The organism is Micromonospora cathayae, from assembly GCF_028993575.1.
GTDB lineage: Bacteria > Actinomycetota > Actinomycetes > Mycobacteriales > Micromonosporaceae > Micromonospora > Micromonospora cathayae.
Genome location: NZ_CP118615.1, coordinates 5,312,984 through 5,326,053, shown reverse-complemented (window position 1 = coordinate 5,326,053; position 13,070 = coordinate 5,312,984). Strand labels below are relative to the sequence as shown.

The window sequence follows — 13,070 nt, the reverse complement described above, 5'->3', positions numbered from 1 at the left end:
TGGGCAGCCCCGGCCATGCTGTCGAATACCTGTTCCGACTAGATTCCATGCTCACCAGGCATGGGTGGCGGGGAGGGGGACGGCGGGATGGAGCTGCGCACGCTCAGGTACCTGCTGGCGGTGGCGGACACCGGTTCGGTGTCGGCGGCGGCCCGTCGGGTGCACGTCAGCCAGCCGTCGCTCTCCCGCCAGTTGCGGGGTCTGGAGCAGAGCCTGGGGATCCGGTTGTTCGACCGGCGGGACGGCCGGTTGAGCCTGACCTCCGCCGGCCGGGACTTCCTGCCCATCGCCCGGGACCTGGTGACCCGGGCCGACCTGGCGGTCAAGGCCGCCGCGACGATCCGGTCCGGTGTGCTGCCGAGCATCACGATCAGCTGCCCGGGGACCACGCTGACCGACGTGATCGCGCCGTTCCTGGCGACCTGGGGTGCGGCCGACCCGATGCCGGGGGTGTGGGAGGAGTCCCCGCCGGCCATCTACGGTTCGCTCCAGCGCGGCGCGGACCTGGCGATCGGCACCGAGCCCCCGCCGCCGGAGCTGGGGCGGTTGCCCATCGCGACCCTGCCGGTCTGGGCGTACGTGCCGGCCGGGCACCGGTGGCACGGCCGGGCGTTCGTGCCGGTCGGCGAGGTGGTCGACGAGCACCTGCTCCTGCTGCCGCCGGAGCAGCACGCCCGGCGGGCCCTGGACGCGGCGGTGGCGGCGGCCGGCCTCGGGTACGGCCCGACGACGGAGTTCGGCACCCCGGAGGTGGCCCAGGCGGTGGCGGCGGCCGGGCGCGGGGTCGCGGTGGTCTCCGACGACGCCCGGTTCGGGCTGTGGCCGGTGGCGATCGGGTCGGGTCGGGTCGGGGTCAGCATCAGCCTCTTCGCGGCCTGGTCGCGCGGCCACCACGCGGAGGAGGCGATCCGCTCGATCGCCCAGCGGCTGGCGGACTTCTGCGGGCGGCGCTACGGCCGGCCCCGCCCCCGCCGCTGACCCGACGAACGTCGCCGGGCGGCAGCCCCGGAGTGGCGCAGCGGCTGTTTCCGGGCGGTAAAACCCGCCGCTACCTGGTGGGATGCCGCCGAACGGAGTGTTGACACCCGGTTGTGGCTCGTGCATCTTGGATCCAATCTCCAACCCAGCCCGATCCGGCTGCGGACGAGTCGGGAGGTGGGTCCGTGACATACGCCATCGGTGCCCCGTGCATCGACGTGCGGGATCGTTCGTGCGTCGCGGTGTGCCCGGTCGACTGCATCTACGAGGGCGCCCGCAAGCTCTACATCCAACCCGATGAATGCATCGACTGTGGTGCATGCATGACGGAATGCCCGACGGGAGCGGTGGTACGTCTCGAGGACGTCTCCGGGCCCGGGGCCGAATTCGCATCCGACAACCGCCGTTTCTTCGAGGACGTGCTGCCGGGCCGGGACCGGCCACTCGGTTCACCGGGGGAGGCCGCCGCGATCGGAGCGATCAGCGGCGACACCGAGCTCGTACGTGCTCATCCACGCGCGCACTGAGGAGAGTCATGATCAGGAAACTTCGATCGACGGGTACCGGCCTCGGTCGGCGGGCCGTCGTGGTCACCGCGACCCTGCCGTTGCTCGCCCTCGCCGCCTGTCAGGGCGCCGAGGCGGAGAGCGGGGGCGACGGGCCGATCAGGATCGGCGTCCTCGCCCCGACCAGCGGCAGCGTCTCCGCCGACGGTGAGGGGATGGTCCGGGCCACCCGGCTCGTGGTCGACAAGGTCAACGCCGAGGGCGGCATCGGCGGCCGGCAGATCGAGCTGGTCATCGCCGACGACGCCTGCGAGGCGCAGGCCGGCACCCAGGCGGCCCAGAAGCTCGTCAACGACAAGGTCGTCGCGATCGTCGGCGGGTTCTGCTCGTCGGCCACCCTGCCGGCGATCGAGCTGTTCCACCGCAACGGCGACCTGCCGTTCGTGGTCGCGGTCTCCAGCAACCCGAAGGTCACCGACGCCGGGTACCCGAACATCACCCGGTACATCGGCCGGGACGACCAGGAGGCCCCGGTCCTCACCACGTACGTGATCGACCAGCTCAAGAGCACCAAGCTCGCGATCATGAACGACAACACCGAGTTCTCCCGGTCGGTCGCGCAGAACGTCGAGAAGAACGTCAAGACCGCCGGCGGCACCCAGATCGTCTACAACGACTCGATCCAGCCCGGCCAGAACGACTACCGGGCGGCCCTGGAGCGGGTCCGCACCACCGGCGCGGACACCCTGCTCTACACCGGCTTCTACCCGGAGTTCGGCGTCCTCGCCAAGCAGTGGAAGTCGCTCAACCAGCCGTACCAGATCGTCGGCGGGGCGTCGTCGATCGACCTCAGCGTGATCAAGTCGTCGCCGGAGGCCGCCCGGGACGAGCGGTTCAGCATCGTGTCGTACCCGACCGCCTCGCTGCTGGACAACGCCAAGGCCACCGCGTTCCGGGAGGCGTACCGCAAGGCGTACAACGCCGAGCCGGCGCAGTACGACGTCTTCCAGTACGACGCCACCGAGGGTCTGGTCGCCGCGCTGAAGGAGAACCCGGACGACCTGTCCACCGAGGCGCTGAACAAGCGGCTGCGGGCACTGTCCTTCGAGGGGATCACCGGTCAGATCTCCTTCGACGACCGGGGCGACCGCAAGGCGTTCCCGTTCCTCGCCGTCCGCGCCAAGGACGACACCACCTTCGGCCCGGTGTTCCAGTTCGCGCCGGACGGCGGCTGGGCCGCGGTCGGTAGCTGAGGCGGAGGCGGAACCGTACCGATGGAAACACTCGCGCAGGTACTGATCATCGGCTTCACCGTCGGCTCGTTCTACGCGCTCGTCGCGTTGGGCTACACGATGGTGTACGGGATCGTGCGCCTGATCAACTTCGCCCACGGGGACCTGGTCATGGTGGCCTCCTTCATCGGCTGGGTGATGCTGGAACAGTCCTGGGTCCAGCGGATGCCGACGCTGCTGGGGATCGCGGTCGCCGCGGGTGTTTCCATCGCCGGTACCGCCCTGCTCTCGCTGACCCTGCTCCGCTTCCTGTACGCCCGGCTGATCGGCCGGTCCACCCTCGGGTTCCTGCTGGTGACGTTGAGCGTGGCGTTCGCCCTCCAGGAGATCATCAAGATCGTCTTCGGGGCGCGGGAACGGTCGTACCCCAACTACCCGCTGGCCACCGAGACCATCACCGTCGCCGGGGTGAGCTTCGCCGGCATGGACCTCGTGGTGATCGGACTGGCCGGCGCGCTCATGGTGGTGATGATCTGGTTCGCCCAGCGGACCATGACCGGCGCGGCCATGCGCGCCCTGGCCATCGACCATGACGCCGCCCGGCTGATGGGCGTCAACGTCACCGTGCTGATCGCCGCCGCGTTCGCCATCGGGGCCGCGCTGGCGGCGGTGACCGGCGTGCTGTCCGGCGTCTACTACGGCCGGATCTCCTTCGACATGGGCTTCATGCTCGGCCTCAAGGCGTTCACCGCGGCCGTGGTCGGCGGCATCGGCAACATCGGCGGCGCCGTCCTGGGCGGACTCGTCATCGGGGTCCTGGAAGCCGTCGTGCAGGGCTACCTGGCCGGCGCCTGGTCCGACGCGTTCATCTTCGGCGCGCTCATCCTCGTGCTCTACCTGCGGCCCCAGGGGCTGCTCGGCGAGCGGGTGGCGGTGCGGGCCTGATGACACCGACCAACTCCCTGGAACGGTCGCGGCAGCACGTCGCGACCACCTGGCCCACCTCGGTGGTGGCCGTGCTCGGCCTGGCGCTGGCCGGGGTCGCGCTGCTCAACGCGTACGGCTCGGACTACGTCACCACCGTCGCCATCGGGGTCGCCACGTACGCCGTGCTCGGCCTCGGCCTGAACGTGGTGATGGGCTACGCCGGCCTGCTCGACATGGGCTACGCCGCGTTCTTCGCCATCGGCGCGTACACCTCGGCGATCTGCGGGGTGCACCTCGGGCTGGACTTCTTCGTCTCCATCCCGATCGCCATCGCGGTCACCGGCCTGGCCGGGGTGATCATCGGCTACCCCACCCTGCGGCTGCGCCCCGACTACCTGGCCATCGTCACCATCGGCTTCGGCGAACTGGTCCGCACCGTCGCCAACAACTGGGACTACGTCGGGGCGAGCCGGGGCCTGTACCCGCTGCCCATCCCGGAACTGTTCGGGTTCACCTTCCACAGCCCGATCCGCCAGGCGCTGCTGGCCTTCGTCCTGCTCGCGGTCGCGGTGGTGATCGTCAACCGGCTCGGGCGCTCGCACATCGGCCGGGCCTGGCGGGCCATCCGCGACGACGACTTCGTCACCGAGTCGGTCGGTCTGCCCACCCTCCGCCTGAAGATCGGCGCGTACGTGGCCGGCGGCGCGGTCGGCGCGCTGGCCGGGTCGATCTTCGCGGCCCGGTCGGTGGCGATCGACCCCACCAACTTCGAGCTGATGCTCTCGGTCCAGCTCATCATGGTGGTCGTCCTCGGTGGACTGGGCAGCACGGTGGGCGTGCTCGGCGCGTCCCTGGTCTTCGTCGCGCTGCCGGAGGTGCTCCGGTCGATCCAGGACTACCGGCTGCTGGTCTTCTCGGTCGCGGTCATCGCCCTGATCGAGATCCGCCCCAAGGGCCTGGTGCCGGAACGGTCCGTCATCCCGTCCGCCGCCGCCCTGGCCGCGGCCAGGGCGAAGACTCCGTCCACGCCGGCCCCGGCCAGCGCGAACGTCTCGGCCAGCCTGAAGGCCCCGCCCACGGCGGCCCCGGCCAGCGCCGCCGGCACCCCGACCACCAGCGCCGCCGGCACCCCGACGACCGTCGACGAGCCGCCGCTGCTGCGGGTCACCGGGGTCACCAAGCGGTTCGCCGGGCTGGTCGCGCTGGACGACGTCAACCTCACCGTGCCCGCCGGCCGGATCGTCGGCATCATCGGGCCCAACGGGGCCGGCAAGTCCACCCTGGTCAACGCGATCACCGGCGTGCACCGGGCCACCAGCGGCCGGGTGGAGCTGCGCGGCCGGGACGTCACCCGGCTCACCCCGCACCGGATCGCCCGGCTGGGCGTGGCCCGCAGCTTCCAGAGCACCCGGCTGATCGACCAGATGACCGTGCTGGACAACGTCACCGTCGCCGCGTACTCCACCGCCGACCTCGGGCTGCGGCACGCGCTGTTCGCCCCCCGGCAGGTCCGCCGCCGCGACTTCGCCGCCGCCGTACGGGCCTGGCACCAGCTCGACCGGGTCGGCCTCACCGACGCCGCCGCCCGCCGACCCGGTGAACTCTCCTACGCCGACCGCCGCCGGGTCGAACTCGCCCGCGCCATGATCATGGAGCCGAGCCTGCTGATCCTCGACGAACCGGCCGCCGGCATGAACCCGGCCGAGAAGGCCGAACTGACCCGGCTGCTACGGGCCGTCGCCGCCACCGGCGTCGCCGTCCTGCTGATCGAACACGACATGCCGCTGGTCACCGCCGCCGCCGACGAGGTGGTGGTGCTGGACCAGGGCCGGGTGCTCGCCACCGGCACCCCCGCCGAGGTCCTCGCCCTCCCCGAGGTGATCGAGGCGTACCTCGGGCACCGCACCGACGACGACGAGGAGCCGCAGCGATGAGCCCGCTGCTGTCCGCGCAGGGCCTGCACCTGGGCTACCGCGACCTCGAGGTGGTCCACGACGTCAGCTTCGACCTGCGGGCCGGCGAGGTGGTGGCCCTGCTCGGGCCGAACGGCGCCGGCAAGACCACCATCATGAAGGCGGTCTCCGGGCTGATCCGGCCGTTCCGGGGCACCATCCGGCTGGGCCGGCACGACCTCACCGGGATGGCCGCCCACCAGGTCGTCGGACTCGGCCTGCGGCACGTCCCCGAGGGCCGCCGGGTGTTCGGCTCGATGACCGTCGCCGAGAACCTCCGGCTCGGCGGCTACAGCATGCGCCGCCGACCGGCCGAGATCCGGACCCGGATCGACGAGGTGTACCAGCTCTTCCCGATCCTCGGGCAGCGCAGCCACCAGCTCGCCGGCACCCTCTCCGGTGGCGAGCAGCAGATGCTCGCCGTCGGCCGGGCCCTGGTCACCCGGCCGCAGGTGCTGGCCCTGGACGAACCGTCGCTCGGGCTGTCCCCCCGGATGTCCCACGAGATCCTCTCCACCGCCCGGCGGCTGGCCCGCGACGGCACGGCGGTGCTGCTGGTGGAGCAGAACATCCGCGAGGCGCTGCGCATCGCCGACCGCGCCCACGTGCTCGAACTCGGCCGGATCGTGCTCAGCGGCACCGGGCGGGAACTCGCCCGCGACCCCCGGATCGAAGCCACCTACCTCGGTGGACACGCCGACCTCGGCGCGCCCCCGAACCCCGACGCCCGGAAGGCGGAGCCCCGATGAACCCGGTGACCGTCGCCCTGGTCGGCTGCGGCGGCATGGGCCTGCGCCACCTGCGGGCGTACGCCGCGCTGCACGCCGCCGGCAACCCCGACGTCCGGCTCACCGCCGTCTGCGACGGCGACCCGGGCCGCCGGGCCGCCGCCGTCGCCGCCTACCGGGACCTGACCGGCGAGACCCTGCCCGCCGTCGCCGACCTGGCGGACCTGGCCGACCGGCCGGACGTCGACGCCGTCGACATCGCGGTACCGACGCACCTGCACGCCCCGCTGACGGTCCGGGCCTTCGCGCAGGGCCACCACGTGCTGGTGGAGAAGCCGATCGCGTTGACCGTCGCCGCCGCCCGCACGATGGCCGCCGCGGCCGGCCGGGCCGGCCGGGTCCTCGCCGTCGCCGAGAACTTCCGCCGGGTGGCCGGCAACCGGGCGGTCCGGGGCCTGCTCGCCGCCGGTGCGCTGGGCACCCCGTACTTCACCACCGCACAGCTGTCCCTGCCGGCGGCCCTGCTGCATCCCGAGGGCGGCGGCGAGTGGTACCGCGACCGCACCCGGTCCGGCTCGCTGGTCGCGCTGGAGATGGGCGTGCACGAGATGGACCTGCTCCAGTACTGGTTCGGCCCGGCGGTCACCGTCGACGCCACCGTGCACACCTACGAACCGGAGATCGTCCACGCCGACGGCCGGCGGACGCCGGTCACCAGCGAGGACACCTGCCTCGGCCGGGTGTCGTTCGCCGGCGGGGTACACGCCCAGCTCACCCTCACCATGGCCGGCCACGGCGAGGTGGTCGGCAACCGGCTGCTGGTCGGTTCCGCCGGCAGCCTCACCTCCACCTGCTGGGAGAACTGGCAGGGCGGCTGGCTCACCACCGACCACGGGGTCCGCGAACCCCTCGACGACCGGGTCCGCCGGTGGGTCGCCGACCTGCCCGCCGAGGTCCGGGACCGGCTCTTCCCGACCGGCACCTGGAACCCGGCCGACCTCACCGTCGACGTGGCCGACCCGGTCCGGTACGGCATCGCCCACGAGATCGTCGACTTCGCCCGCGCGGTCCGCACCGGCGTCCCGCCGGAGACCGGCGCGCCCGAGGCCATCCGGGCCCTCGCCGCCGCCATCGCCCTGCTCGAGTCGTCGGCGGCCCGCGCCGAGGTCGCCGTCGCCGACGTCCTCGACGGCACCGTCTCGACCTGGCAACAGTCCCTCGACGACGCCCCGACCACGTCCGCCGCCTGACCGCCACCCACGGAGTCCGAGCATGTCCAGTCCCTCACCGGAAGCCGTCGCCGGCTACCTGTCCGCCATGCGGCCGTTCTGGCACCCCGTCCTGCGGTCGGCCGACCTCACCGACCGCCCGGTCCGCGTCGTCCTGCTCGACGAGGCGATCTCCCTGACCCGGCTCGACGGCGAGGTCGCCGCCTTCCCCGACGTGTGCCGCCACCTCGGCGCGGCGCTGTCCCTCGGCGACGTCGTCGACGGCCGGGTGCTGCGCTGCCGCTACCACGGCTGGCAGTACGACAAGACCGGCCGCTGCGTGGAGATCCCGCTGCGCGGCGACGGGAAGATCCCCGCCCAGGCCCGGGTCCGGCGGCTGCACAGCCAGGAGAGGTACGGGCTGATCTGGGTCTGCCTGGCCGACGAACCCCAGGGCGACCTGCCGCCGTACCCGGAGTACGACGACCCCGAGTTCCACAAGAACGAGCTGGTGCGGCACGCCGAGTGGCGGGCCAGCGTGCCCCGGCTGGTGATGGCCGCCCTCGACGACACGCACTTCTCCTGGGTGCACCCGGACGTGCTCGGCGTGGCCGGGCAGCCCCTGCTGCCGCAGCGGCTGGGGGAGCAGCCGGTCGCGGTCTCCGCCGACGGCGTGCTCACCTCCCGGTACCGGACCAGCATGCCGGAGAGCCCGATGGTCGCCGAGGGCGGCGACCGGGCCACCGCCGTCCGGACCGTCGACGTGGAGTTCCACAACGTCGCCACGGTCAACTCCATGAAGAACGTCATCCACTCCGCCGCCGGGGTCTCGGTGACCTGGAACGTGTACCAGCCGGTCTCCCACGACCGGACCATCTCGTTCACCCAGCTCTCCCGCACCTACGACCGCGACCCCGCCCACGACCAGCTGTGGGAGGAGTTCAACCTCGGCATCAAGGAACAGGACCGCGAGATCGTGGAGAGCCAGCAACCGTGGCTGCTGCCGCCGCTGCGCGCCCAGGTCATCCTGTACCTGCGCCCGGAGGACGTCCCGCTGGTGGAGTTCCAGAAACTGATGGAGCGGCTCGGTGTCCCCCAGCTCTGACCCGGCGGGTGGCCGGGGCACCGGCCCCGCCACCGCGTCGGCGTCCCGGGCGGAGAGCACCGACCCGGTCCGGGCGCTGCTGCTGCGCGGCGGCCGGGTCGCCGGCCCCACCGGCACCGCCGTCCGGGACGTGCTGGTCGTCGGCGCGCAGGTGGTGGCGGTCGACGCCGACCTGCCCGGGGTGCGGCTGCCCGGCGTACCGGTGACCGAGGTCGACCTGGCCGGCCGGCTGGTGCTGCCCGCCCTGGTCGACCAGCACTCCCACCCGACCGGCGGCGGGGGCGGCGGTGGCCCGCACACCCAGAACCTGCCGATCCGGTTCGAGCAGTACACCACCGCCGGCATCGGCACCGTGGTCGGCTGCCTGGGCCACGACACCGTGGTCCGCACCCACGAGGCGCTGCTGGCCCGGGTCCGGGCGCTGCGCGCCCAGGGACTGACCGGGTACCTGTTCACCGGCGAGATCGGACACCCGCCGGCCACCCTCACCGGCGACGTCCGCCGTGACCTGGCGCTGTTCGACGAGGTGCGCGGGGTCAAGGCCGCCGTCGGCGAGGTCGGCGCGGTCGGCACCGTCGACGAACTGCGCCGGCTGGCCGGCGCGGTGGCCCGGGGCAGCCGGACCGGCGGGAAACCGCCCGTGCTGCACCTGCACCTCGGCCCGGACCGGCGCGGCGTCGACCTGGTCGCCCGGGCGGTCGCCGACGGGCTGGTACCGGCCGCGATGGTCACCGTCACCCACGTCAACTGGAACCCCGACGTGCTCGCCGCCGCCATCGACCTGGCCCACGCCGGGGTCGGTGTCGATGTCACCGCCTGCATCCGCCCGGACTACTTCCCGGGGGCGGTGCCCCCGCACCGGGCGGTCGCCGAGCTCCTCGACCGGGTGCCGGTGGAGCAGGTGACGGTGACCTCCGACGCCGGGGGAGCGCACCCGCACGACGGTGCGCTCGTCCCGCACCGGCCGGTGCTGCTGCTGGACGTGCTGCGGCACTGCCTGGCCGACCGGGTCGCGCCACCGCACCTGCTGGCCGCCGTGTTCGCCGGCAACGCCGCGCGCCGACTCGGCCTGACCGGCGTCGGCACCGTCACCCCGGGCGGCCGGGCCGACCTGCTCGTCGTGGACGGGTCGGGCCGGGAGCCGATCACGCTGCTCCTCGGTGGACGGACCGTGGTCGAGGCCGGCGTCCCCACCGTCACCGACCCGGTCGGCGATCCGCCGGCACCCGACCCCGTGGAGGCACCCGTATGACCGACGAACCCGTCCGGACCGTCCCCCGGGCCGTCCAGCAGGACCGGATCGCCCGGGTCCGGCAGGAGTGCGCGCGGCGCGGACTCGCCGGCATCCTCCTGTTCGACCAGGCGTCACTGTTCTACCTGTTCGGCTACGACCAGATCGGCTACTGGGTCTTCCAGACCGTCTACCTGCCGACCGACCCGGAACTGCCCCCGGCCGCCATCTGCCGGGCCCCCGACGAGCACATGATCCGGGGCACCGGCCTGGTCGACGACGTCCGGGTCTGGTACGACGAGTCCCCGGACACCCCCGGCGACCTGGTCGCCGCACTGCTGGACGACCGGCAGGTCGCCCCGGGCGCGGCGGTCGGGATCGAACTGCTCACCCACGCCCTGCTGCCCGCCTACCACCAGGACCTGCGGCAGCGGCTCGACGGCCGGGTGGTCCTCACCGACGCGTCCTCGGTGGTGGGTGACCTGCGGGTGGTCAAGGACCAGCACGAGATCGCCTGGTTCCGGGAGGCCGCGCACCAGCTCGACGCGGCGTTCCGGGTCGCCCGGGACGCGGTGGGGGAGGGGGTGCCCGAGACCGAGGTGCACCGGGCGATCGTCGGTGAGCTGTACCGGCTCGGCGGCGACCCGCCGGCGATCCCGCCACCGATCGCCTCCGGTCCGCGTACCCTCACCCAGACCCACGGGGCGGCGACCACCCGCCGGATGCGGGCCGGCGAGACGGTGGTCATCGAGATCGGCGCGTCCGCCACCCGCTACCACGCCGTCGGCGCGGTCAGCTACGCCGTCGGCCGACCCGACCCGGCGGTCGCCCGGCTGCACGAGACCATGGTGGAGACCCTCGAAGCCGGCTTCGCGGCGTTCGTGCCGGGGCGACCCATCGCCGAGGTGAGCCGGCTGGTGCAGCGGCTGCTGACCGAACGCGGGGTGTCCCGGGCCGGCCGGCACGTCGGCTACGGCACCGGGATCGGCTTCCCGCCCACCTGGCTGGAGAACCTGCGGATCAAGGCCACCGAGCCGCGCGTCCTGGTCCCCGGCATGACCTTCTTCTACTTCATCGGCCTGCCCGGCCCGGACGGCTCCAGCCTCTACCTGGGCGAGCCGGTGCTGATCACCGACACCGGCCACGAGCGGGTCGCGCCACCCGACTACCGGAACTGGATCCGGTGAACGAGGAGGTCGCGATCCGGCGGAGGCTGCACGCGAACCCGGAACGCGGCTTCTGCGAGTACCGGACCACCTGCCTGGTGGTGGCCCGGCTGCGGGAGCTGGGGGCCGAGGTGGCGCTCGGCGCCGACATCATGGTGCCCGAGCTGCGGATGGGCGTACCCGGGGACGTCGACCGGGCCTGGCGGGAGGCGTTGGACGAGGGCCTCGACCCGCAGACCATGGCGGCCCTGCGGCACGGGACGACCGGCGCGGTCGGCATCCTGCGTGGACGCCGGCCCGGCCGGGTCGTCGCGGTCCGCGCCGACATCGACGCCCTGCCGCTGACCGAGGACGGCGACGACGGGCACCGCCCGCACCGGCTCGGGTTCGCCTCCACCCGGCCCGGCACGATGCACGCCTGCGGCCACGACGGACACACCGCGATCGCGCTCGGGCTGGCCCGCCGGCTCGCCGACCGCGACTTCGCCGGCACCGTCAAGCTGCTGTTCCAGCCCGCCGAGGAGGGACTGCGCGGCGGACGGGCGATGGCCGCCTCCGGGGTGCTCGACGACGTCGACGACCTGATCTGCATCCACCTCGGGCTGGGCGCGCCGACCGGCACCGTCCACCCGCGCACCCACGGCGCGCTGGCCTCGGTCAAGCTCCGGGCCACCTTCACCGGCGTGGCCGCGCACGCCGGTCTCGCCCCGGAACACGGTCGCAGCGCATTGCTCGCCGCCGCGGCCGGCGCGCTGGCCGTGCACGCCGTCGGGCAGCACGGATCCGCGGCCACCCGGGTCAACGTCGGTGCCCTCGACTGTCCCGGCGCGTCGAACGTGGTACCGGCGTCGGCCACCCTCGACCTGGAGGTACGCGCCGACGACACCGCCGCCTGCGACCTGCTGGCCGACCGGGTCACCGCCGCGCTGCGGGGCAGCGCCGCCGCGTACGGGGTGACCTGCGCGCTGGAGACCACCGGGCACGCCCCGCAGGTGCGCTGCGACGCCGACCTCGCCGACCGGATCGCCGCCGTCGCCGCCCGGGTGCCCGCCGTGACGGCCGTCGGCGGGTCGCTGGCGGACCGGGCCAGCGACGACGCCGCCTGGCTGCTCGACCGGGTACGCGCGCACGGCGGCCGGGGCACCTACCTGGTGATCGGGGCGGACCAGGCCGGCGGCCACCACCAGAGCACCTTCGACATCGACGAGGACGCGCTCGGCGTCGGGGTGGACCTGCTCGACCGGGTGGTCCGGACGCTGGGCGCGGCGTGCTGACGGCCACCGCGCCCGCGCCGTCAGGCGGTCTCCGCGAACGCTTCCACGCCGGTGGTCGCCCGCCACTGCTCGGTCGCGGTGTCCTCCGCGCCGGGGAACCGGTCGGTGAGCATCCGCAGCAGGGACCGCAGCTCCCCGTCCCGGTGGGCGTTCTGCAGCAGGATGACCCGGGACACGTCGCCCTCGGCGGCGGCGTCGACGATCGCGTCGTGTTCGCGGGCGCTGGCCGCCGCGCTCTCCAGGTCCCGCAGGTACAGCGCCCGGTACGCGTCGGCGTTCCAGGCCTGCCGGATCGAGGTCACCAGCTGCTCGTGGCCGGGCGACTCGAAGAGCCGGAAGTGCAGCTCCCGGTTGGCGTAGGTGGCGGTCACCCGGTTGCCCTCGGCCAGCGCGCGGGAGACCACCTCGGCCGAGGTGCGCAGCGCCGCGATGTCGTCCGGCGTGAGCAGCGGCACGGCCAGCGCGGCGGCCTCCGACTCCAGCAGCTCCCGGATGCGGTACAGGTCGAACAGGTCGTCCAGCCGCATCTCCGGGACGCAGTAGCCACGGTGCGGCTCGTAGATGACCTGCTGTTCCCCCTCCAGGATGCGCAACGCGTCGCGGACCGGGGCGCGGCTGACCCCGAGGGTCTTGGAGATCCCGTCGACGTTGAGCCGGGTGCCGGCGGGATAGTCGCCCTCGAGCAACGCGCGGCGCAGCTCCAACAGCACCGCCTCGACCTGGGTGGGCGGCTTCTGGAAGGGCCTGCTCGCCATCGGCGCTC

At 73.5% G+C, this 13,070-nt stretch carries 12 protein-coding genes; 11 read left to right on the top strand and 1 reads right to left on the bottom strand.

What is annotated here, in order from left to right:
• The first annotated feature begins 60 nt into the window (after positions 1-60).
• The 11 genes from PVK37_RS23775 (at position 61) to PVK37_RS23725 (ending at position 12,307) form a co-directional block, all read left to right on the top strand.
• On the top strand, positions 61-978 hold the full coding sequence (locus PVK37_RS23775) for a LysR family transcriptional regulator (protein ID WP_275029983.1): 918 nt from the start codon (positions 61-63) through the stop codon (positions 976-978).
• Positions 979-1,163: 185 nt separating this feature from the next.
• Positions 1,164-1,505 (top strand): ferredoxin, encoded by a 342-nt coding sequence (fdxA, locus tag PVK37_RS23770; protein WP_275029982.1) that lies wholly within the window; start codon positions 1,164-1,166, stop codon positions 1,503-1,505.
• Between the two features lie 8 nt (positions 1,506-1,513).
• Complete coding sequence (locus tag PVK37_RS23765; RefSeq protein ID WP_275029980.1) at positions 1,514-2,737, top strand: branched-chain amino acid ABC transporter substrate-binding protein; 1,224 nt, start codon at positions 1,514-1,516, stop codon at positions 2,735-2,737.
• A gap of 21 nt (positions 2,738-2,758) precedes the next feature.
• A complete protein-coding gene (locus PVK37_RS23760; protein ID WP_275029979.1) occupies positions 2,759-3,661 on the top strand; it encodes a branched-chain amino acid ABC transporter permease in 903 nt (300 codons plus the stop codon).
• A complete protein-coding gene (locus tag PVK37_RS23755; protein ID WP_275029977.1) occupies positions 3,661-5,577 on the top strand; it encodes a branched-chain amino acid ABC transporter ATP-binding protein/permease in 1,917 nt (638 codons plus the stop codon). Before PVK37_RS23760 ends, PVK37_RS23755 begins: the two co-directional genes overlap by 1 nt.
• Positions 5,574-6,344, top strand: coding sequence for an ABC transporter ATP-binding protein (locus tag PVK37_RS23750; RefSeq protein WP_275029975.1), 771 nt, complete (start codon positions 5,574-5,576; stop codon positions 6,342-6,344). Before PVK37_RS23755 ends, PVK37_RS23750 begins: the two co-directional genes overlap by 4 nt.
• The gene (locus PVK37_RS23745) at positions 6,341-7,573 is read left to right on the top strand and encodes a Gfo/Idh/MocA family protein (protein ID WP_275029974.1); all 1,233 of its coding nucleotides are present in this window, start codon (positions 6,341-6,343) and stop codon (positions 7,571-7,573) included. The genes PVK37_RS23750 and PVK37_RS23745 overlap by 4 nt, the downstream gene beginning before the upstream one ends.
• 22 nt (positions 7,574-7,595) lie before the next feature.
• Positions 7,596-8,636, top strand: coding sequence for an aromatic ring-hydroxylating oxygenase subunit alpha (locus PVK37_RS23740; protein ID WP_275029972.1), 1,041 nt, complete (start codon positions 7,596-7,598; stop codon positions 8,634-8,636).
• Positions 8,620-9,888: an amidohydrolase family protein gene (locus PVK37_RS23735; protein ID WP_275029971.1), complete on the top strand. Its 1,269-nt coding sequence runs from the start codon at positions 8,620-8,622 to the stop codon at positions 9,886-9,888. Before PVK37_RS23740 ends, PVK37_RS23735 begins: the two co-directional genes overlap by 17 nt.
• Positions 9,885-11,054 (top strand): M24 family metallopeptidase, encoded by a 1,170-nt coding sequence (locus PVK37_RS23730; RefSeq protein ID WP_275029970.1) that lies wholly within the window; start codon positions 9,885-9,887, stop codon positions 11,052-11,054. Before PVK37_RS23735 ends, PVK37_RS23730 begins: the two co-directional genes overlap by 4 nt.
• Entirely contained in the window at positions 11,051-12,307 is a 1,257-nt protein-coding gene (locus tag PVK37_RS23725; RefSeq protein ID WP_275029968.1) for an amidohydrolase, read from the top strand. The genes PVK37_RS23730 and PVK37_RS23725 overlap by 4 nt, the downstream gene beginning before the upstream one ends.
• 20 nt (positions 12,308-12,327) lie before the next feature.
• Here PVK37_RS23725 and PVK37_RS23720 read toward each other — a convergent pair whose 3' ends face one another.
• Entirely contained in the window at positions 12,328-13,062 is a 735-nt protein-coding gene (locus tag PVK37_RS23720; protein ID WP_275029967.1) for a GntR family transcriptional regulator, read from the bottom strand.
• Positions 13,063-13,070: the final 8 nt, after the last annotated feature.